This window comes from Flavobacterium chungangense LMG 26729, from assembly GCF_000735715.2.
In the GTDB taxonomy this organism is placed as follows: domain Bacteria; phylum Bacteroidota; class Bacteroidia; order Flavobacteriales; family Flavobacteriaceae; genus Flavobacterium; species Flavobacterium chungangense.
In genome coordinates this window covers 422514-443937 of the sequence record NZ_JASY01000008.1, presented here as the reverse complement: position 1 = coordinate 443937, position 21424 = coordinate 422514, and the positions used below count along the sequence as shown (strand labels likewise).

At 31.1% G+C, this 21424-nt stretch carries 18 protein-coding genes; 14 read left to right on the top strand and 4 right to left on the bottom strand.

Translation table 11 applies throughout. The features are described 5' to 3' along the window. Positions 1–424: 424 nt before the first annotated feature. Genes JE46_RS15855 through JE46_RS15845 form a run of 3 tightly spaced genes read left to right on the top strand, consistent with a single transcriptional unit; the run spans position 425 to position 3449 of the window. Positions 425–631, top strand: a complete 207-nt coding sequence (locus JE46_RS15855) for a hypothetical protein (protein WP_236010824.1) — start codon at positions 425–427, stop codon at positions 629–631. Continuing rightward, complete coding sequence (locus JE46_RS15850; protein WP_031456256.1) at positions 632–2008, top strand: methyltransferase domain-containing protein; 1377 nt, start codon at positions 632–634, stop codon at positions 2006–2008. It abuts the gene before it with no gap. Between the two features lies 1 nt (position 2009). Continuing rightward, a complete protein-coding gene (locus JE46_RS15845; RefSeq protein WP_031456255.1) occupies positions 2010–3449 on the top strand; it encodes a hypothetical protein in 1440 nt (479 codons plus the stop codon). A 152-nt stretch (positions 3450–3601) separates the two neighbouring features. Here JE46_RS15845 and JE46_RS15840 read toward each other — a convergent pair whose 3' ends face one another. Continuing rightward, entirely contained in the window at positions 3602–4738 is a 1137-nt protein-coding gene (locus tag JE46_RS15840; RefSeq protein WP_031456254.1) for a glycosyltransferase family protein, read from the bottom strand. 32 nt (positions 4739–4770) lie between these two features. Between JE46_RS15840 and JE46_RS15835 the strand changes: the two genes are divergently transcribed. Genes JE46_RS15835 through JE46_RS15825 form a run of 3 tightly spaced genes read left to right on the top strand, consistent with a single transcriptional unit; the run spans position 4771 to position 7384 of the window. Beyond that, complete coding sequence (locus JE46_RS15835) at positions 4771–5889, top strand: glycosyltransferase (RefSeq protein ID WP_031456253.1); 1119 nt, start codon at positions 4771–4773, stop codon at positions 5887–5889. After that, a complete protein-coding gene (locus tag JE46_RS15830) occupies positions 5886–6290 on the top strand; it encodes a sugar 3,4-ketoisomerase (protein WP_031456252.1) in 405 nt (134 codons plus the stop codon). The genes JE46_RS15835 and JE46_RS15830 overlap by 4 nt, the downstream gene beginning before the upstream one ends. Then, complete coding sequence (locus JE46_RS15825) at positions 6287–7384, top strand: glycosyltransferase family 4 protein (RefSeq protein ID WP_031456251.1); 1098 nt, start codon at positions 6287–6289, stop codon at positions 7382–7384. Before JE46_RS15830 ends, JE46_RS15825 begins: the two co-directional genes overlap by 4 nt. On the opposite strand, the gene JE46_RS15820 is transcribed toward JE46_RS15825, so the two are convergent. Next, complete coding sequence (locus JE46_RS15820) at positions 7379–8269, bottom strand: glycosyltransferase family 2 protein (protein WP_031456250.1); 891 nt, start codon at positions 8267–8269, stop codon at positions 7379–7381. The two genes, JE46_RS15825 and JE46_RS15820, sit on opposite strands and share 6 nt — an antisense overlap. 52 nt (positions 8270–8321) lie before the next feature. On the opposite strand from JE46_RS15820, the gene JE46_RS15815 reads away from it, so the two are divergent. Further along, positions 8322–9143, top strand: a complete 822-nt coding sequence (locus JE46_RS15815; RefSeq protein ID WP_031456249.1) for a 2OG-Fe(II) oxygenase — start codon at positions 8322–8324, stop codon at positions 9141–9143. Position 9144: 1 nt separating this feature from the next. Here the strand turns inward: JE46_RS15815 and JE46_RS15810 are convergent, their stop codons facing one another. After that, on the bottom strand, positions 9145–9828 hold the full coding sequence (locus tag JE46_RS15810; RefSeq protein ID WP_031456248.1) for a cell division ATP-binding protein FtsE: 684 nt from the start codon (positions 9826–9828) through the stop codon (positions 9145–9147). A gap of 286 nt (positions 9829–10114) precedes the next feature. Here JE46_RS15810 and JE46_RS15805 point away from each other — a divergent pair, with 286 nt between their 5' ends. The 3 genes from JE46_RS15805 (at position 10115) to JE46_RS15795 (ending at position 15972) form a co-directional block, all read left to right on the top strand. Continuing rightward, positions 10115–13129 carry a tetratricopeptide repeat protein gene (locus JE46_RS15805; protein ID WP_031456247.1) on the top strand — a complete coding sequence of 1005 codons (3015 nt, stop codon included), beginning with the start codon at positions 10115–10117 and terminating at the stop codon, positions 13127–13129. A gap of 87 nt (positions 13130–13216) precedes the next feature. Then, the gene (locus tag JE46_RS15800) at positions 13217–14080 is read left to right on the top strand and encodes a PhzF family phenazine biosynthesis protein (RefSeq protein ID WP_031456246.1); all 864 of its coding nucleotides are present in this window, start codon (positions 13217–13219) and stop codon (positions 14078–14080) included. Between the two features lie 137 nt (positions 14081–14217). Beyond that, positions 14218–15972 (top strand): TonB-dependent receptor, encoded by a 1755-nt coding sequence (locus JE46_RS15795; protein WP_031456245.1) that lies wholly within the window; start codon positions 14218–14220, stop codon positions 15970–15972. A 70-nt stretch (positions 15973–16042) separates the two neighbouring features. On the opposite strand, the gene JE46_RS15790 is transcribed toward JE46_RS15795, so the two are convergent. Beyond that, positions 16043–16588 (bottom strand): DUF2911 domain-containing protein, encoded by a 546-nt coding sequence (locus tag JE46_RS15790; protein WP_031456244.1) that lies wholly within the window; start codon positions 16586–16588, stop codon positions 16043–16045. A gap of 187 nt (positions 16589–16775) precedes the next feature. Between JE46_RS15790 and JE46_RS15785 the strand changes: the two genes are divergently transcribed. From JE46_RS15785 to asnB (JE46_RS15770), 4 genes are all read left to right on the top strand, one after another. Beyond that, positions 16776–17225, top strand: coding sequence for a hypothetical protein (locus JE46_RS15785; protein WP_031456243.1), 450 nt, complete (start codon positions 16776–16778; stop codon positions 17223–17225). 9 nt (positions 17226–17234) lie between these two features. Then, entirely contained in the window at positions 17235–17441 is a 207-nt protein-coding gene (locus JE46_RS24275) for a hypothetical protein (RefSeq protein WP_031456242.1), read from the top strand. Positions 17442–17766: 325 nt separating this feature from the next. Beyond that, positions 17767–19440, top strand: coding sequence for an asparagine synthase B (asnB, locus tag JE46_RS15775; RefSeq protein ID WP_031456241.1), 1674 nt, complete (start codon positions 17767–17769; stop codon positions 19438–19440). Positions 19441–19648: 208 nt separating this feature from the next. Further along, positions 19649–21265 (top strand): asparagine synthase B, encoded by a 1617-nt coding sequence (gene asnB / locus JE46_RS15770; protein ID WP_031456240.1) that lies wholly within the window; start codon positions 19649–19651, stop codon positions 21263–21265. Positions 21266–21424: the final 159 nt, after the last annotated feature.

Sequence of the window (21424 nt, the reverse complement as noted above, 5' to 3'; positions counted from 1 at the left end):
AATCAAGCTCATCTACAATCAGAGAACTTAAAGAAGAGATGGAAGAATTATAATAAAAAATTTAACTATGAAAAAACAGTTGTATAGTAAGTTTAGGATTAAGAATTATATTTGTATAACTATAATAGGATTTATTTAATAATCTGTATAGTTATTTTAGGACGGGACAGTAAATAGTAAAACACACTTTTATGACGAGACAGCTTTATGGATAAAGCATAGATAGTGCATGAAAATTACATTTTCTTTTTTAGCAGATTAATTTTTTAATAATTCTGATACTAAGAAGATTTATAAGGTAGTGGCAGGATAAAAGAAGAGAAGCCAATAATAATTAGCTTTAATTAAATATAAAAAATAAAAAGAATAGTATAAGTTAATTTGTACGCATATACATTATGAATTTACTTAAATTTAGGTATTTTTGAAAAAAAAATACGTAAATATGATTCCATTATATTTTGATCCGGGAACGGGCGCTTTGATTGTTCAGTTTTTAGCGGCTGCTGTAGCAGGAGTATTACTGTTTTACAGAACAGTTATGCATAAAATAAAATCTGTTTTTGGAATCAAAAACAAAGCAGAAGATGATTTAATGGATGATACCGATACTAAGGAAGATCAGCAATAAATGGAAAACACAAGAACGACCTCTTCATTTAGAGATCCGTCCGGATATGTTTTTGTAGAAGACGGAAACATTAAAAGAGTAATAAAACCGGTTTATTTCAGTCAATACAAATCTTTAACGGAAAGTTGTTTCTATGATACTCTTTTTGAAAAAAAATATTTAATTCTGCACAAAACAGTTCAGGAAAATCAAAATCAGATCATTATAGAAGCACAAAAGATTCCCTTTGTAACTTATCCTTACGAATGGAGTTTTTTACAATACAAACACGCGGCTTTGCTGACTTTGAAAATCCAAAAGCTGTCTCTGCAAAATAATTTTACGTTAAAAGATGCTTCAGCGTTTAACATCACTTTTCATGAAGGAAAACCTGTTTTTATAGACACCCTGTCTTTTGATTTTTATAAGGAAAACAATCCCTGGCTGGCCTACAAACAGTTTATAATGCACTTTTTAGGTCCTTTAGTCCTGGCAAAATATTTTGGACAGGAGCATTTAAAAATGCTGTCTCAAAACCTTGACGGTCTTTCGTTACAAAAACTATCACTGTTACTGCCTGTCAAAAGCTATTTTAGTCCTACATTATTGACCAACATTCATTTATTGGCTAAATATGATAAGAAATACGAGTCAGATAAAAAAACAGTAAACAATAATTTATCGAAAGCTTCTCAAATTAAACTAATTGACGGTTTGTATGATTACATTCTAAATTTATCGGTTAACGAAAAAACAGAATGGGATCATTATTACAATCAGATCAATTATAATGATGTTGCATATCAATTTAAGAAAGAGTTTGTCAAAGATTGGTTTTTATCTATAAAAGGAAAATCTTTAATTGATATTGGAGGCAATGATGGTACCTTTTCGCGCGAGTTAAAAGAGCAGGCAGAGTTATTAATTGTAGCAGACGTTGACGCTAATGCAGTAGAACAAAATTACAGGCAGGTACTAAAAAATAAAGAAAAAAACATATTACCGCTCGTTGCAGATGTATTAAATCCGGTAGCAAATTATGGTTTTAATAACGCAGAGCGTTTTTCTTTTGTTGATAGAGTGAAAGCGCAAAATCTTGATGCTTGCCTCGCTTTGGCCGTAATTCATCATATTACTTTATCCGGAAATATTCCATTTTCATTTTCGGCTCAGTTTTTCTCGAAAATGGCTTCGAACCTTTTGATTGAATTCCCTACAAGAACAGATTCGTGGGTTCAGTTTTTATTGGACAGTAAAAGAGAATTTTCAGGTCATTTTGATTTTTATAACGAAGAAAATTTCGAAAAAGAATATACTGTTTATTTTGAAATTATAAAGAAAGAGAAAATTGAGTCTTCTGAAAGAATTTTATATAGTTTGAAAACCCGCAATTTATAAAATGAATATAAAAGAGAAATTTGATGGTTTTATAAATAATGATAAAGATTACCCATTTTTGGTTGGTTTTTTATCGGGCTTTTATCCATTAGTTTTTTTTTATTCAAATAACTTTGAAGATATTAATTCATTAAGACATGTGGTTTACTTTTCTTTTTTGTTTTTGATATTGCCATCAATCAGTATATTTTTATTATATCATTTATTCATCCGCTTCAAAAAGTTACAGCTTTACAGAAAACACTTTTTATTTGTTGTAGTTGTTGAATTAACGGCTGCTTATTTTTCACAAGTATATTTTTTAACAATTAAGAAAAAGCTTTTATTAGGATTGTTAGTTTTTGTTTGCTTTATTTCTTTAAAGCTTTATAAGCATTACAAAAAAATTATAGTTTTTATTTTATTACTTTCAGTAATTCCAGTTTTAAAAGTTTCTGAAATAATTTGGGGCAATCTTAGAAATTCTGCTTCATGGCAGCAACAGCCTGATTATATTCTTAATACCAGTTTTAAAAAGAAGCCTAATGTATATTACATTGAGCCAGATGGGTATGCAAGTAACGAAAACCTTAAAGGTATTTTATATCGTTTTGATAATTCAGAGTTTGATGAATGGTTAAAAGAAAAAAAATTTACATTATATAATGATTTTAGAAGTAATTATGAATCGACTTTAACGTCAAACAGTTCTTGCTTTTTCATGAAGCATCATTATTATAATATAAATTCGAATTTTAAATATTCCAGAGATTTAATTACAGGAAAAAATCCGGTTTTAAAAATATTTAAAAAGAATACTTATAAAACATTTTTTTTAACAGAAAGTCCTTATTTACTTGCTAATAGCCCAAATGTTGAGTATGACTATTGTAATTTTAATTCAGACGAAGTTCCTTATTTTAATGTTTTTGAGTCAAAACGAAATCTTTTAAGTGATTTAAAACATCAAATATTAAAAAATAAAGGGACTAATAATTTTTTCTTTATTGAAAAATTTGCACCTAATCATATATCAGTTTATAAACAACAATCTTTGGGTATTGAAAAAGAAAGAATATCTTATATAAAAAGATTGCGAGAAGCAAATAAGTGGTTAAAAGAAACAGTTTCTTTTATTGAAAAAAATGATTCAAATGCTATTATAATCATAGGAGCAGATCATGGTGGTTTTGTTGGATTTTCCCATACTTTAGAAGCTTCAAAAAAAATATCAGATAAAGTTCTTTTAAAATCAATTTTTGGCGCTAAACTCGCGATAAAATGGAATACTTCCCAATATACAGAATATGATTCAAAATTAAAATCATCCGTAAATTTATTCAGGATCTTATTTTCTTTTTTGAGTGAGGACAAGGAATTGCTTAAAAATCTTCAGCCAGATAAAAGTTATAATTTATATCAGCCTAATGACTTCTCTAAAATTTATATAGCAATAGAATGATTTTAGATTTCTTTAGTTTATTGTGAACTCCATATGATTTTCTTAAAGAATAATAATTACCTTTTTTATTGTTTTTTTCAAAAAACAGGTAATTCTGGAGAAAGAAATATTTATCAAGTTCGTCTCTTTAAGAGAAGTAAAGTTGTTAAAATTTAATTATTTTCCCAGATTTTTAAATACTTCTGGGCAATTTTTATATAGTCATGTTCTTTTTCAACAAATGATCGGGCACGTATCCCCATAGCTACTATTTCTTGTGGATTTTCTATTAAAAAAGACAATTCATTGACCAGATAGTCAACGTTAGGAATAGCATTGACACAAACTCTTTCTGATAAATTATAATATTGCGTAAATTCTGTTTCAGCTCCTGTAAAAACTACCTTTCCCTTAGCCATTGCTTCGAGTGCATTATATCCCTGATCACGAGAGGTGCATTGATCTAAAAGAATATGTGATTTGTTATAAAGATTTATATATTCTGGATACGGAATAGTATTTACGATAATTATCTCGACTCTTTCAGCATATTTTTTTTTAATCAATTCCAAAGCCTTTTCAAAGTAAATTATTCCTTTCTGGTGGTAACTATATCGGCCTATTCCAAGAAAAATCACAATTTTATTTTCAATGAATAATTTTTCGAATTTCAGTTTCTTTATATTAACAGGATAGGGTATAAAACCTTTATAAATAGGACTATTTCTGTTTGCTTCGACATAGTCAAAATCAGTTGGTATCAACCCGTTAAAATTAGTTGTGATAAAATTGTGGATCTTAATATGATCTTTGCTGAAATAATCAAAAAACTGTAGATGTTCCTTTAGTTTTGGATTCTGAAAAAAAGGAATCATAAGTGATTTGTAATTTTTATTTTCCATGTAAAATTTTAAAGTCAAATAATCAATGCCTGCAGATAATACAAAACATTTTTTATTCGAATTAAAAATCTTTCTGATAAAAAAATATTCTAAAGATTTAGAAGTTTTAATTGGGGCTTCATTAACAAATTGAACAACATCAAAATTTTTCAATTTTGATAAATGAAGATAAAAGCGAATTCCATATTCGATACCTAATAATTCAAACTTAAATAAACGGAAAAATATTTTTCTCGGAATTATAAAGATTTTTTTTGTTAGAAATTTAGCTTCGTGATCATAATCAACAGGATATGATCTGTAGCCGTTGCTATTTCCAATTAAAGTTACATTATGTCCTAACTCAATTAATGCACTTTTTAAGGAATTATGTAATAAACTATATTCTCCAACAAGTAAAATATTCATTATCATTATATTTGTTGCTAAAATAGTAATAAATGAACAAATTAACTAAGCAAAGACGTATTTGCATTGTTTCTGACCAGCTCGCAGGTGGAGGAGCTGAACGTTGTTCGGCATTGCTTTCTGTTTTCTTTGAAAGAAATAATATAAATGTTTATCATATTATTGTTGTAGATAAGGTCGAATATGAATTTTCGGGAAAACTTATCAATCTTGGAAAGCTAAAGAATAAAAGAAATGATTTTTTTAATAAAATTAAAAGATTTTATATATTGAAAAAGTTCCTTAAAGAGAATAAATTTGATTTTATAATTGACACCAGAGTCAAAAATCATAATTTTCAAGAGGTTTTTATTTCTAAATATATATATTCTTCACCTCTGATACAGATCATTCATAGTTATATGGTTAATTTATATTTTCCAAATATTAAATTTCTGGCAAAATACATTTACAAGCATTGTTATAAAATAGTAACCGTATCTGAAAAAATTAAAGATAAAGTAGAATTTGACTATAAATATCAGAATGTCAAAACAATATATAACCCTGTTGATTTTGATTATATAAACAGGAAATTGATTGATGGTAAAATATTTTCTTCAGATCAATACATTTTGGCTGTTGGAAATATGGGAAATATGGTCAAGCAGTTTGATAAATTGATATATTGTTATTCTAAATCAGATTTGGTAAATAAAAATATAAAATTAATTATTTTAGGAGAAGGGGTTTTCAGATGTGAATTAGAAAAGTATGTCAGGGAAATTAAATTAGAACATTTAATTATATTTAAAGGTAAAATTGATAATCCATTTCCATATTACAAGAATGCTTATTTTACTGTTTTGTCAAGTAAAAACGAAGGATTTCCAAATGTGTTATTAGAATCATTAGCATGTTCTACACCAGTTATAGCATTTGATTGTTTATCTGGGCCTAAAGAAATTATTTTAAATAATGAGAATGGATTACTGGTAGAAAATCAAAATCTTGAAAAATTAACAGAAGCAATTAATTTGTTTGTAGAAAACGAAAAATTATATAATTATTGTAAAAAAAACGCATTCGATAGTATTCAGCAATTTTCTTTAGACAATATAGGAAAACAATGGTTGGATTTAATGAAAATTGATCTTAATTTAAAAAAATGACAATATTAAACAATGTAAAGCATATAAAATTTCCTGTGGTTGAAGATACCAGAGGAAATTTAGCATTTATCCAAAATGATATTTTACCATTTGAAATCAAAAGGATTTATTATCTTTTTGATGTTCCAAGTAATGCTTTTCGAGGAGGACATTCACATATCAATCAGGAGGAGATTTTAGTTGCATTAAGCGGTAGTTTCGAAGTTACAGTTAATGACGGAAATTCTAAAAAATCATTTCTGTTAAATAAACCAAATATTGGATTGCATATTTCAACAGGAATTTGGAGGGAATTAGAAAATTTTTCTTCAGGAGCAGTATGTTTAGTTATTGCTTCAGATGTATTTAAGGAAGAAGATTACATAAGGGATTTTGATGAATTTCGAATGTCTAAAAAATGAAAATTCTATATATAACACCGGATATCAAAAACTCTGGTGGAATTGCGAGGGTTGTTGCTTTAAAAACGAATTATTTAGTTTCAGTTTTGAATTATAAGGTTGATGTTCTGACTGTAAATGACTGTAATGGAGATTTTTTTTATCAATTTGACTCTAAAATACAATGGTTTACGATTGATAAAAGTAAAAATAAAGCCTTGTTTTTGTGGAGATATTTACAGTTAATCAAAAAAACAATTTATGATCAAAAACCCGATATCGTGATTGTTTGTGATGCTGTTTTGTGGATTTTTATACCTTGGATAATAAAGTCTAAAACACCATTAATTTTCGAAACACATGTTTCTGTTAATCTGAAGCAAATACAGAAAAAAGGATTCTTAAATAAGATAAGATCTGAAATTATTTTATTCTTAAAAAGAATTACCTCCAGAAAATTTGACAAATTTATTGTACTAACAGAAAAAGGAGCTAAGGAATGGAAGATTAACAATTCTAAAGTAATTCCAAATCCGGTCAGTTTTATTTCTGAAAGTCAGGCAAGTCTACAAAACAAAAAGGCAATAGCTGTTTGCAGACATAGTTATGAAAAGGGCTTAGACAGATTATTGTTGATCTGGAAAGAAGTACTTAAAAATCATCCAGACTGGATTCTTGATGTATATGGGCAGTGGGATGCGGATTTAAAGTATCAAAAAATAGCAGAGGGAATAAAAATTTCTAATAGTGTAAATTTCATCTCTCCTGTTGCTGATATTGAAAATTGCTACAAGCAGTCATCCGTTTTTTTAATGACTTCACGTTCAGAAGCGTTTCCTATGGTTCTTTTAGAAGCCATGAATTGTGGTTTACCCTGTATAGCTTATGATTGTAGTTCTGGTCCTGGAGAAATTATCGAAAATAACCAAAACGGCTTTCTAATTGAAGATGATAATATTGGTTTATTTGTAGAAAAATTGGAGCTTTTAATGAAAGATAAAGACCTGCGTTTAGAACTTGGTGAAAACGCAAAAAAAACTACAGAACAATTTGAAATTCAGTTAATAATGGATACCTGGATTGCTCTTTTTGAAGATTTAAAGAAAACATCATAATTTTTTTTCAAGCTTAGACATATATCCCAAACGATATAAATCAAAAATATATAATGATGGATTTTTGCCGGCCAGGTTTTTTAGAAAAAGGTATTTGGTCAATTTATGAAATAATACAAGAATAGGAATTAGATTTAATTTCTTAATCTTCGAAAATAATTTAGAAATCCGAACGTAATCTTTTGATATCAGCTTATTATCGATTAAGTATTTTAAAGCGGTTAAGGATTCATTTTCTTTTTTGATGGCAATTTCAAAATCATCCATTCCATAATGGTATACAGGGTTGCCAATATGTTCAATTGTAATGTTTTTTTGCATCAGGTTATACGAAAACAAAGTGTCTTCATGTCTAAGATTGGGTATTGTTTCATTAAACGAAACCTTTTCAAAAACAGATTTATTTATTAAAAAATTGAGTGTTAAGAAACTTAAATAAGGATTTTTTTTTCTTTTTTCGAAGGGTAATGCTTCTCTTCTCTTTCCATAGATCCAACGAAAAAGTTTGTTTCTTTCTGGTTTTTTTTCAGGATATAATAAACCTCCATTAACTGTTTTCTCTTCGTTATTTATACATTGAATGTAAGCTGAGATAAAGTTTTTGTTTTTAGGAAATACATCTGCATCGAGAAAAAGTAACCATTGATAATTTCCTTTTTGAGCCAATAAATTCCGGATTTTACTTCTCCCAATATTAGAGTGTAACATTTCGTAGCGAGAATATTGTAAAGTATTTATTTTTTCATTTTCTAAAATACTTGTATTTGACCCGTCATCAATTACAATAATTTCAAAAATAATCCCTAATTCCATACATTGTTTGTGTAATTCTAAAACCAGATTATAAACATTGTAATTATAGGTCGGAATAAGAATAGACAGCATTAATGAAAACTATTTAGTGATATATTTGTAAAGCAATAAAACATTCAAAAATATGGAATTTATAAATAGAATTGAGCTTGCTGAAATTATTTATAAAAGAGTTAATGATGAAAAAGTTCATCTTTCAAAGCAGTTTGCAGAATCAAAAGAAGCGATAGGCTATTTTTTTCTGGACAATTTGCTTCCTGAAGAAATGGCAGCTGACTTGCATAAAGTTTTTCCTAAACAGGACCAAATGGTTCTCAAAAAGAGCATTAAGGAAGATAAATTTGTTGCAGTTCAAATGAATTTATATAATCCTGTTTTAGAAGAAATTATTTATGCTTTTCAGGATAGAAAAATTGTAGAGCTAATTGGTGAAATTTGTCAAATTAAAGATCCAATTCCAGATGAATTTCTTTATGCCGGAGGGCTTTCTATGATGGGAAACAAACAATTCCTAAATCCGCATTTGGATAATTCACATGATAAAGACCGTGAACGCTGGCGTGTATTGAATTTACTATATTATGTAACTCCCAACTGGAAAGAAGAATATGGAGGTAATCTTGAATTGTGGCCTAATGGTTTGCAAAAAAATCAAATTACAATTCATAGTAAATTCAACAGATTGGCGGTAATGGTTACTCATAATAAATCGTTACATTCAGTTTCACCGGTTGTATATGATGGATTTAGATGCTGCATTTCGAATTATTATTTTTCAAAAACCCCGGTTTTAGCAACGGATAAATTTCACGTAACTTCTTTTAGAGCAAGACCTGAACACAAGTTTACCGATATGCTTTTGAAAATGGATACTTTCTTAAGAATGAATATTAGGAAAATATTCAAAAAAGGTATTAAAGAAAATCCACATGTTTACAAGAAATAATTTAAACAGATCGTTGTACAACTTCAAAAATTCGCTCATCCTCACATTTCAGTGTTTTAGATGGAAATTTCATCAACAAAGCATAATCGTGAGTAGCCATGATAATGGTTTTTCCGTTGGCGTTGATTTTTTTCAATACTTCTAAAACTTCAGAACTTGTTTGAGGATCAAGGTTTCCTGTTGGTTCATCGGCAAGGATAAATTCAGGATCGTTTAACAAAGCTCTTGCAATGGCAACTCTTTGTTGTTCACCTCCGGAAAGCTGATGTGGCATTTTGTTAAGGAAATCTTTCATACCAACCTTATCCAGAACTTCGTCGATTTTATGCTGCATAGCCTCTTTTTCTACCCAGCCTGTTGCTTTAAGTACAAATAACATATTGTCTTTTACAGTTCTGTCCGGAAGTAATTTGAAATCCTGAAACACGATTCCTATTTTACGTCTCAAATACGGAATCTCACTTTCCTTTAAAGCAGCCAAATCAAATTCAACAATATGTCCTTCACCTTCAGAAAGGGGTAAATCACCATACAAAGTTTTCATGAAACTACTTTTTCCGGATCCTGTCTTTCCAATTATGTAGATAAATTCTCCATGTTCAACTTCTAAATTGATATGTGATAAAATTTTTCTTCCTTCCTGAAATATAGTGACATCTTTAAGAGATAGTACGGTTTCTGACATAATAAAATTGATTTGAATGTAAAAGTAATAAGTTAACGGTTGGATTCAAAATAAATTTCAATCATTTAAACAGAAAAAAAATATTAGTAGCCTGTGCACCTCATATTACTTTATCTGTAAACTATCTTATTCTAAACGAATTGGTTTGGATAATTTATAATCAGTATTTTGGGGCTTGTAAAGCTGAAAAAATTAAAAACTTAAAACTTTTGTTCATAATAAAAGCTTAAAACGTTTCGTTATAAACGGTATAAAATGATACATTTGAATACTAAATATAATAAAAATGCGTAAAATTTCCTGGTTCTTTATAATACCATTCGTCCTTTTTTCGGCTATGGTTTCGGCACAAAAATCAGCTATATATACCTACGACTTAAAGGATTTTGATAAAGCACTGGCTTTATATAATGACAAACAATATGCTTCGGCACAGCATATTTTTGAATCTGTAAAAAATCAGGCCGCAACAGAAGAAATTAAATCAGATTGTGCTTATTATATTGCCAATTGTGCGATAAGAACCAATCAGTCAAATGCTGACGAATTAATAGAAAAATTTGTTGAAGATTATCCAACAAGTACCAAACAAAATCAGGCTTACATTGAGGTTGCTCATTATTTCTTCGAACAGGGAGATTATCCAAAGGCACTACAATGGTTTGACAAGGTTGACGAAAGTTACATGAGTAAAACTGATTTGGATAAGTTTAATTTCCAAAAAGGGTATAGTTATTTCAATGCCAAAAAGAAAAAAGAAGCCACAACGTATTTTAACAAAGTAGTAAATTCAGAAGAGTTTGGTTCGCAAGCCAAATATTATTTAGGGTTTATGGCTTATGAAGGCGATGATTACAAAGAAGCCACCAAATATTTTGACGAGGTTTCCGGTGAAGAAAAATACAAGGAAAAGCTTTCGTATTTTCAGGCTGATATGAATTTTAAACTGGGGAATTTTCAAAAAGCAATTGAATTAGGACAAGCTGCAATGGCTAAATCAAATGCTGTTGAAAAATCAGAATTAAATAAAATTATCGGAGAAAGTTATTTCAATTTAAAACAATACGGCAAAGCGATTCCGTTTTTAGAGCAATATGCAGGAAGAAAAGGAAAATGGAATAATACCGATTTCTACCAATTAGGCTATGCTTATTACGAACAAAAAGAATACGAAAAAGCTATTTCACAATTCAATAAAATTATTGAAGGAAAAGATTTTGTGGCGCAGAATGCCTATTATCATTTGGGCTTGGCTTATCTGAACACAGGTAAAAAACAAGAAGCTTTGAATGCGTTTAAAAATGCTTCTGAAATGGATTTTAACGCACAAATTCAGGAAGATGCTGCTTTGAATTATGCTAAATTAAGTTACGAAATTGGGAATGCATACCAGACTGTTCCGGGAATTTTGCTTGATTTCTTAAAAAAATACCCAAACAATTCTAGCCGTTCTGAAGTAGAAAAACTATTGGTCGATTCTTATATTTCGACTAAAAATTACAAAGAAGCTTTGGTGTTACTGGAGAAAAACAGAACTCCGGAAAATAAATTGGCCTATCAAAAAGTACTTTTTTACAGAGGTTTAGAATTATACAACGAATCTAATTATGCTGAGGCTTTAAAAATGTTCAATGGTGCTGTTAAAGAACAAAAGAATCCAGAATTTACTGCCCGTGCCACTTTCTGGAAAGCAGAATCTGAATACGTAACGGATGATTTTAGAAATGCATTATTGAGTTACAAACAATTCGCAGGTTTAGCTGCTGCAAAAACAACTGACGAATATAAAAACATCAATTATAACATTGGGTACACGTATTTTAAACTGAAAGAGTATGATCAGGCAGGAAATTCATTTCAGGCTCAAATTGATAATGCTCCGGGTGATAAAGTTCGTCTGAACGATTCATATTTGCGTTTGGGAGATTGCCGGTTTGTAACTTCTAAATATGCCCAGGCAATGGAAGCATACGGAAAAGCAATCAGTGCAAAAGGTGTTGATGCTGATTATGCACAGTTTCAAAAAGCGATTTCTTATGGGTTCATGTCCAGAAACGACAAGAAAATTGATGAGCTGAATAATTTCCTTCAGATGTATAAAAAATCAGAATATCGTGATGATGTTTTGTTCGAATTAGCAAATACGTATGTAGCAGACAAAAAGAATGACCAGGCTATTAAAACCTACGATCAGCTTATTTCAGAATATAAAAATGGTTTGTTTACTTCAAAATCAATTTTGAGACAAGGTTTGATTTATTACAATTCAGATCGCGACGAACAAGCTTTGACAAAATTCAAAAAAGTAGCTGCTGAGTTCCCAAAAACGCCTGAAGCATTGGAAGCAGTTTCGACAGCGAGATTAATCTATGTTGATTCCGGAAAAGTAGATGAATATGCTACCTGGGTTCGAACGCTGGATTTTGTTTGGGTTACAGATGCAGAATTGGATAATGATACTTATGATGCCGCTTTCAAGCAATACAGTCAAAGTAACAATAAACAGGCAATCATTGGTTTTACAGGTTATGTGAGTAAATTTCCATCAGGATTACATTCTTTGGAAGCTAATTTTTATCTGGCACAATTACTTTATGCAGAAGGTTCAGAAACGAAGTCAGTTGCAAACTATCAATATGTAACCGCGCAGCCAAGAAATGAATTTACTGAGCAGTCACTAAATAAACTGGCTCAGATTTTTCTAAAAGCAAAAGATTGTGACAAGGCGATTCCGGTTTTAGTTCGCTTAAGCGAAGAGTCTGATTCGGCTCAGAATCAAAACTTTGCTCAGGCTAATTTGATGAAATGTTACTATGATAAAAAAGATTATAATAATTCGGTTGTGTACGCTGATAAAGTTTTGCAAAATGCAAAAGCAGATACCAATGTAAAAGCAGATGCACAAATCATTGTTGCACGAGCAGCAATGCAAACTGGTGATGAGGAGAAAGGAAAAGCGGCTTACGCAAAATTGTCAGCAACATCAAAAGGAGAATTAGCAGCTGAGGCTTTGTATTATGATGCTTACTTTAAAACGAAAGAAGGAAAATATGATGCTTCTAATGTATCCGTTCAGAAATTAGCAAAAAACTATTCTGCATATAAATATTACGGAGCGAAGAGCTTAGTTTTAATGGCTAAAAATTTCTACGGTTTAAAAGACAGCTATCAGGCAACTTATATTTTGGATAACGTAATCAATAATTTTACAGATTATCCCGATGTGGTTGAAGAAGCAAAAAGAGAGTTAACCGCAATCAAATTGGAAGAGTCTAAAACCAATTCATCAATTACAAAATAGTTTTATAAGTAAAAAGTAAGATGTTATCTGTAAAAGGAACATAAAGGAAATTACATTTTACATCTCACAAATCACATTTTATAAGTTATGAGTTTACCTTTTTATATAGTTGATGTTTTTACAGATAAAAAATATGCCGGGAATCAATTGGCTGTTTTTTTAGATGCCGGAAATTTAAGTTCAGAAGAAATGCAAAAGATTGCCCGCGAAATTAATTTTGCAGAAAGCACTTTTGTTACTAAGCTTGATAAAGAAAATAATAAAGCAGAAATTAAAATATTTACACCTGCTCATGAAATGCAGTTCGCGGGTCATCCAATAATTGGAACTTCATGGGTTTTGATGAATAAAATATTTGAAAATTCGCCTGAAAATATAAAGTTAAATGTCCCGATTGGACCAATAGCTATTAACCAATCTCAGGATTTGATTTGGTTAAAAGCTGCGCAGCCGAAATTTTGGGATGTATTTTCGAAAGAAGATTTTACATTGTTCAGTAATTTAAAAGTCAGCGATTTTGAGAATCAATTTCCAATTCAGGAAGTTACAACAGGAAGTGCTTTTGTTATGGTTGGATTAAGCAGTAAAAGGGCTCTGGAAAATTTGGTTTTAGATAAAGATAAAACCGATAAATGGCTGAAAAACAATTGTAAAACAGCTCACCAAGGTTTGTATTTTTATTATTTGGAAGGTTCAGAACTATTTAGCAGAATGTTGTATATCGAACACAATCAGTTAGTTGAAGATGCGGCTACAGGAAGCGCAAGTACATGTTTGCAGGCTTATCTTTTAAAAAATCACAAACCTGAATTAGAATTAATCAATTATCAGGGAGATTATATCGGCCGCCCTTCTCAAATTCATTTTAAAGGGAAATTAACCGAAAATGAGTTTGATATTAAAATAGGAGGAAAAGCCCAGTTTGTAGCTAAAGGTGAATGGGAAGCCTGATAATTTAGAAAATTTAAGAATTATAAAATTAGATAATTGTGAAAGTGAAAATGAAAAGTGAAATGTTACCGAGAATTGTTTTTTTACAGTTTACATTTCACACATCACAGTTTACATTTCACAAAAAAGTATAAAATATGAAAATTAATTTCCAGAATAAAACCATCATTTTGATTTTGCTGTTTGTTTTTCAGCTTTCATTTGCCCAAAAGAAAAATGAAAACATTGGAACAGAAACTGTAAACGTGGTAAAACCGTATTCACCAACGATATCAGATGCTAATAAAGTAAAGGAAACTCCTTCGCTGGACGATGAAGGGAATCAGCCAAAAGAAACTATTAAATATAGTATTTTATCAGTTCCTGTAGCTTCTACTTTTACGCCTTCAAAAGGGAAAGCGGCAAATGTTGAGAAATCAAAACAGGAACGTCTGTTTAATAATTATGCAACTGTTGGATTAGGGAATTACAGTACACTGAACGCTGAGTTATTTGTGAATCAGGATTTGGGAAATAACGATTTTGTATCTGGAATGTTACGTCATCATTCGTCACAAGGCGGAATTAAAGATGTGCTTTTGAATGATGAATTTTATGACACGGCATTAAATGTTGGTTATGGTCAAAACAACAGAGATATGTCATGGAATGTGGAGTTAGGATATCAAAATCAAATTTACAACTGGTACGGACTTCCAAAAGATTTTGGTGCGTCTTTGCTTCCTCAGGATCGTTTTGATTTAATAAACAAAATAAACCCTGGACATACATATAACACAATTTCGCTGGGAGGAAATTTTGAATTCAATGAAAGTGTTTTTAGCAAAATAGCAACAAAATTCACACACTTTTCAGACAATCTGTCTTCTTCAGAAAATCGTTTTTACTTAAAACCTACTTTTAAAGTTGATGTAATGGATCATTCAATTAATACGAATGTAGTTATTGACCATGTAAGCGGAAGTTTCGAAAATAATTATTTTAAAACAAATACAGATCCTGTAAAATATAGTCTGACCAATTTTGGAATTGAGCCAAGTTTTGTGGTAAATGAAAACGACTGGACTTTAGAGTTAGGCGCAGGATTATATTATGCACTGGATTCTGAAAATAGCGGAAACAAATTTTATATCTACCCAAAAGTAAATGCTTCATATAAATTGGTTGGAGATTTAATGATTTTCTACACAGGTGTAAATGGAAGTTTAAATCAGAATTCATATGCCGATTTTGTGACTGAAAATCCGTTTTTATCGCCAACTTTAAATATGACACCATCAAGTACTCAATATAATGTTTTTGCAGGTTTGAAAGGTAAACTGGCTAATAATGTAAACTATAATTTGACAGGTTCTTATCTGAATGAAAAAAATAAAGCTTTGTTTAAAAGCAATGATTACACAGAAGATTTTTCAAACGAGAGTTATGCTTACGGAAACTCTTTTGGAGTGGTTTATGAAGACATCAGAACATTTCGTTTCTATGCAGAATTAAAAGCAGATTTCTCTGAAAATGTTACTTTTGGAATCAACGGAACTTTTAATAGTTACAAAACTGATGCGCCAGCAGAAGCCTGGAACTTGCCAACAATGAAATTAAGTTCTAATCTGGATGTAAATATTACCAAACAATGGTATGCTGGATTGAATGTTTTTTATGTGGGTGAACGTAAAGACATGCAGGCTAATTTAGATTTGACGACTGATCCGGCATTGGTTACCTTAAAAAGCTATTTTGATGCCAATGCGCATTTAGGATACAAATTCAGCGAACGTTTGACTTTCTTCCTGAAATTAAATAACATTGGAAATCAGGCTTATGAAAAATGGCTTAACTATCCGGTACAAGGGTTTCAGGTATTAGGCGGTGCGAATTACAAATTTGATTTTTAAGAGAATTCATTAGTATATAAAAAAAAATAGCTTCCTGATCAGGAAGCTATTTTTTTGAATTAAAAAGTTATTATTCCGTAAAAGGAATCGCTACTCTTACTTTATCCCAGCCTAGGTTTAAAATAATTCCTTTGTCTGCTTTTGTAAAAACCATTGAGAAAGCTTCCAAAGACTCAGTTCCTTCTGTTACCGGTACTTTTAATCTTGCTGCATCATTTTCGGCTTTGTAATTATAAGAACCCCAAACATTCAGATCTTTGCTGATGATAACAGTGTAAGAATCTTTTTCAGGAATAGTGAATAAAGTGTATGTTCCTGCTTTAATTTTAGTGTCGCCTAATTTTACATCTTTGTAAAATGTAATTTCTGCAGCTTCATTTGCTCCTGTTCTCCAAACTTTTCCATTTGGAGCCAGTTCGCTTACACTGCGTCCTTTTAGCTGAGGTCTGCTGTAAGTAATTTTCGCAATTTTAGCACTTACTTTATAGTCATTTGGATAAGATGCCGCATCCATTGGACTTTTGTCTAAATCAGGAAACTTTTGAGCATTGACATTTGAAGATAAAAGCATTGTAACTGCAAAAGCAATTGTCGTGATAATTGTTGATTTTTTCATATTGATAGTTGAAATTAATGAGTGTTAAAATTATAGATTGTTTGTCAGAAAATAAAAAACATCGTGTTAATTTTTCTATACTAAAGAAGATCAGTGTAATCTGAGACCACAAAATAAATGAAACATGTTTTGCGGCTGCAAAAAACCTTTGCATCTTTGTGAATTAAAACCTCAATATCTTTAAAAAATGACTTTCAAGCAAAAAATACATTCTCACTATTTACAAATGGTTCAGGACAGAATTGATGTTTTCAAAGATATGATTTCAAACCTGACCAAAGATTCTAAAAATGATGCTAAAGGTTCTGCTGGAGACAAACATGAAACCGCTTTGTCGATGATGCATATCGAGCAGGAAAAACTGACCAATAAATTAAAAGAAGGAATTGCCCAGAAAGCGGTTTTAGATAAAATTGATTCCTCAAAAACAACTGAAAATATTATTTCTGGCAGTCTGGTAAAAGCCAACGGAATTTATTTGTACCTGAGTGTTGCGCTTCCTAAAATTGCAATTGACGGAATAAATGTTATTGCGCTTTCTCCGCAGTCGCCTTTGGGAAATCATTTAATGGGCAATAAAGTTGGGTTTCAGTTTGAAATTAATGGAACAAAGTATTTAATTGAGGAAGTTAATTGATGTCAGAAAATGGATTATTGGTATTTAGTATGTAGTTTTTCATGGTTTGTTGTGGCTTTTACATTTTATAAAATTCATAAACTTTGGTATAAAGATGTAACTGAAAATAATAAGCTATATAAGTTTCAAATACAAGCAGGGAAATTTAAGGCTTGGGCTGGAATTGTAATGTGTGTAATTAGTGGAATAGTTTATTTTTTTAAAGCATTGCCATAAGAATGTTTTAAGGCTTTAATGTCATAAAAAGCATTTTTGGGTACCTATGATTTCCTTGCTTTAAGAATATTTTAATGGTTTTGGAATATTGCTAAATTTACTTTAATAATATTTCGTAAAACTGATGTTTTAAATATCATTTAGGTATAAAATTAAAATTTTTAAGTTTCAGGCATTTTTTTATATTAAAATTTTACATTTAGTATGTAAAATGATATTTTTGATTGATATTTGTAACTGATATTGTTATTTGTGTTTTTCAATTGTAACTAATACTTCATCTTTGCCCTATCAAAATAAAATTAAAAGTTTAAAATATAAAATTATGTGTGGAATTGTATGTGCCTTTGATCTTAAACAAAAAGCCGAAGCGTTAAGACCTCAAGTATTAGAAATGTCTAAAATTATTCGTCACCGCGGACCGGACTGGAGCGGAATTTTCAGCAATGATAAAGCAATTCTTTCTCACGAGCGTTTGGCAATTGTAGATCCGGCTTCAGGAAAACAGCCTTTATTTACCGAAGATAAAAAATTAGTTTTAGCTGCAAATGGTGAAATTTACAACCACAGAGAATTGCGTAAACAATTTGAAGGAAAATATAACTTTCAGACAGAAAGTGACTGTGAAGTTATTTTAGCACTTTATAAAGAAAAAGGACCTCATTTTGTAGACGAAATGAACGGAATCTTTGGATTTGCAATTTATGATGTAGAAAAAGATGAGTATTTTATTGCTCGCGACCATATGGGTATTATTCCATTATACATCGGATGGGATCAGGATGGAACTTTTTATGTAGCTTCAGAATTGAAAGCTTTAGAAGGATATTGTACAAAAATCGAATTATTTCCTCCTGGACATTATATGACAAGCAAAGACGGTGAATTTGTACAATGGTACAAAAGAGACTGGACAGAATATGATGCTGTAAAAGACAACGAAACAAGTATTTCTGCTATTAAAGAAGCTTTAGAAGCAGCGGTTCACAGACAATTAATGAGCGATGTTCCTTACGGAGTTTTACTTTCGGGAGGTTTAGATTCTTCTATTACTTCTGCTGTAGCTAAAAAATTCGCTCAAAAACGTATTGAGTCAGATGATACTACAGATGCATGGTACCCACAGTTGCACTCTTTCTCAGTTGGATTGGAAGGTTCTCCTGATTTAGCAGCTGCTCAGGTTGTCGCAAAACATATTGGGACAATTCACCACGAAATTAAATTTACAATTCAGGAAGGTTTAGATGCTGTTCGTGATGTGATTTACAACCTTGAAACGTATGATGTGACTACGGTAAGAGCTTCGACTCCAATGTGGTTAATGGCAAGAGTTATCAAATCTATGGGGATCAAAATGGTCCTTTCTGGTGAAGGTGCAGATGAGTTATTTGGAGGATATTTATATTTCCACAAAGCGCCAAACGCAAGAGAATTTCACGAAGAAAACGTTCGTAAATTAGGGAAACTTCACATGTACGATTGTTTGCGTGCAAACAAAAGTTTAGCAGCCTGGGGAATAGAAGGTCGTGTTCCGTTCTTAGATAAAGAATTTATGGATGTTGCCATGCGCATCAACCCTCAGGATAAAATGATCAACAAAGAACATCCAATGGAAAAATGGGTTGTTCGTAAAGCTTTCGAAGATATGTTGCCGGAAAGTGTAGCATGGAGACAAAAAGAACAGTTTTCTGATGGAGTAGGCTACAGCTGGATTGATACTTTGAAAGAAGTGGTAGCAGAAGCAGTTTCAGACGAGCAATTAGCAAATGCGAGATTTAAATTTCCATTACAAACACCAACTTCAAAAGAAGAATACTACTATCGTTCAATTTTTACAGAACATTTTCCAAGTGATGCAGCGGCATTATGCGTGCCTCAGGAAGCAAGTGTGGCTTGTAGTACAAAAATTGCTTTGGAGTGGGATGAGGCTTTCAAAAATATGAATGATCCATCTGGAAGAGCGGTTGCAAGTGTACATGATGATGCTTATCAAAAATAATAAAGTTTAATCTAGAACTTAATATTACAGAAAACGTTCTCTCTGAGGGCGTTTTCTTAGTTTATAAAACTTGTTTAAAACGTTTTTTTGTGAGTTTAATTATTTGCAGGTTAAATGTTTATTTGAATTTTTTATATTTGGCTTTCGCCGAAAGAAGAAATTTTGCAGAATCAAGTCAGGAATAAATACATAATTAAAACAGAATAGTATGGGTGGGATATTAGCCGTTATAGGTAAAGGAAAAGACCCGCAACTCGTAAAAGAACTTTCTAAAAGAATGTCGCATCGAGGGGTTGATGATAGTGATTTGCATATTATGGAAAATGGAAGCATTCTGGCCAGTGAACGGATGTCTATTATGGATTTGCATTCAGGTAAACAGCCAATTCAGGGGTCAAAAAGTGCATGGATGGTTCATAATGGAGAAATTTATAACCATCAGGAATTAAGAGAAGGAATTTTAAAACATCATGTATTTAAAACAAAATCAGATTCGGAAGTAATAGTTCATTTATACGAAGAATTTGGTTATGATTTTTGTAATTTACTGGATGGGGATTTCGCATTTGTAGTTGTTGATGGCGATGATTATATTGCCGGAAGAGATCCTGTAGGTGTCAAGCCTTTGTATTATGGACTAGACGAAAGAGGAAGGATTTATTTTTCTTCCGAAATGAAATCAATTGCGGATCAGTGCAGGTCCTTTTCTACTTTTCCCCCGGGACATTATTATACAGCAAAAACGGGTTTTGTGAAATATTATACGCCTGAATATGAGGAGTATGAAAATGCAAATCAATCCCTTGATTTAGATTTGATCAGAGAATCTTTAATTGAATCTACTCGTAAACGTTTAATGGGTAATGTAACTGTAGGAGTTTTGCTTTCAGGAGGTTTGGATTCATCTTTGACTTCGGCTATTGCATCGCGATTATTAGCTGGAAGCAAAGAAAAATTACATTCATTCTCTATAGGTTTAGATGCTGATGCTCCCGATAATATTGCGGCAAGAAAAGCATCGGAATTTCTTGGAACAGAGCACCATGAAATTCATTTTACTGTTGAGCAGGGAGTTGAAATTCTAGAGAAATTAATTTATCACATTGAAACGTATGATATTATCTCAGTTCGTTCGGGTGTACCAATGTATTTGCTCGCTAAAGCAGTAAAAGAAAAAGGTATAAAAGTGATACTTTCGGGAGAAGGTGCAGATGAGGTTTTTGGAGGTCATTTGTATTTTAGAAATGCACCGTCTTCAGAAGAGTTTCAAAAGGAAACGATCGAAAGGGTTCAAAAGCTGTTTACTGCTGATATATTAAGAGCTGATAAATCGACAATGGCGCATAGTTTAGAAGCGAGGGTTCCGTTTTTGGACAAAGATTTTTTAGATGTTGCAATTAGAATTAAAACAGAAGAAAAACAGCCGAAAACATATGAAGCTGTTGAAAAATATATTTTAAGAAAAGCTTTTGATACACCAGAGGATCCCTACTTGCCATCAGAAATTTTATGGAGACAAAAAGAACAATTTTCAGACGGAGTGGGTTATAATTGGGTAGATCAGTTAATCGAATATTGTGCTTCTCAGGTTTCAGATGAACAATTGGCTGGTGCGAGTGTAGAATTTCCGTATAATTCGCCAACAACAAAAGAGGCATATTTGTACAGGTCTGTTTTTCATAAACATTATCCGCAAGTCAGTGCGGCACAAACAGTCAGAAAATGGATTCCGAAGTGGCAGGACAATCTTGATCCAAGCGGAAGGGCTAATGCAGCACACCTAAAAGCAGATGTAGAAATTGCAAAAGCCGGAGTGATTGTTTAGTTATAAAAAATGATTTTAGATTTCAAATTTAAATTTGGAATAGATAATTTGAAAGAAAACCGAAATGACGTTTAATGTTATTTCGGTTTTTTTATGTTATTCCTATTTTAGGAATTTCGAATTTATGAAGTTTGGAATTTTAGGATGCCTTTTAGAATT

Coding starts and splice junctions, on each gene's coding strand:
- JE46_RS15850 (WP_031456256.1), top strand. CDS start 632: ATGGAAAACACAAGAACGACCTCTTCATTTAGAGATCCGTCCGGATAT.
- JE46_RS15845 (WP_031456255.1), top strand. CDS start 2,010: ATGAATATAAAAGAGAAATTTGATGGTTTTATAAATAATGATAAAGAT.
- JE46_RS15840 (WP_031456254.1), bottom strand. CDS start 4,738: ATGAATATTTTACTTGTTGGAGAATATAGTTTATTACATAATTCCTTA.
- JE46_RS15835 (WP_031456253.1), top strand. CDS start 4,771: ATGAACAAATTAACTAAGCAAAGACGTATTTGCATTGTTTCTGACCAG.
- JE46_RS15830 (WP_031456252.1), top strand. CDS start 5,886: ATGACAATATTAAACAATGTAAAGCATATAAAATTTCCTGTGGTTGAA.
- JE46_RS15825 (WP_031456251.1), top strand. CDS start 6,287: ATGAAAATTCTATATATAACACCGGATATCAAAAACTCTGGTGGAATT.
- JE46_RS15820 (WP_031456250.1), bottom strand. CDS start 8,269: ATGCTGTCTATTCTTATTCCGACCTATAATTACAATGTTTATAATCTG.
- JE46_RS15815 (WP_031456249.1), top strand. CDS start 8,322: ATGGAATTTATAAATAGAATTGAGCTTGCTGAAATTATTTATAAAAGA.
- JE46_RS15810 (WP_031456248.1), bottom strand. CDS start 9,828: ATGTCAGAAACCGTACTATCTCTTAAAGATGTCACTATATTTCAGGAA.
- JE46_RS15805 (WP_031456247.1), top strand. CDS start 10,115: ATGCGTAAAATTTCCTGGTTCTTTATAATACCATTCGTCCTTTTTTCG.
- JE46_RS15800 (WP_031456246.1), top strand. CDS start 13,217: ATGAGTTTACCTTTTTATATAGTTGATGTTTTTACAGATAAAAAATAT.
- JE46_RS15795 (WP_031456245.1), top strand. CDS start 14,218: ATGAAAATTAATTTCCAGAATAAAACCATCATTTTGATTTTGCTGTTT.
- JE46_RS15790 (WP_031456244.1), bottom strand. CDS start 16,588: ATGAAAAAATCAACAATTATCACGACAATTGCTTTTGCAGTTACAATG.
- JE46_RS15785 (WP_031456243.1), top strand. CDS start 16,776: ATGACTTTCAAGCAAAAAATACATTCTCACTATTTACAAATGGTTCAG.
- JE46_RS24275 (WP_031456242.1), top strand. CDS start 17,235: ATGGATTATTGGTATTTAGTATGTAGTTTTTCATGGTTTGTTGTGGCT.
- asnB (WP_031456241.1), top strand. CDS start 17,767: ATGTGTGGAATTGTATGTGCCTTTGATCTTAAACAAAAAGCCGAAGCG.
- asnB (WP_031456240.1), top strand. CDS start 19,649: ATGGGTGGGATATTAGCCGTTATAGGTAAAGGAAAAGACCCGCAACTC.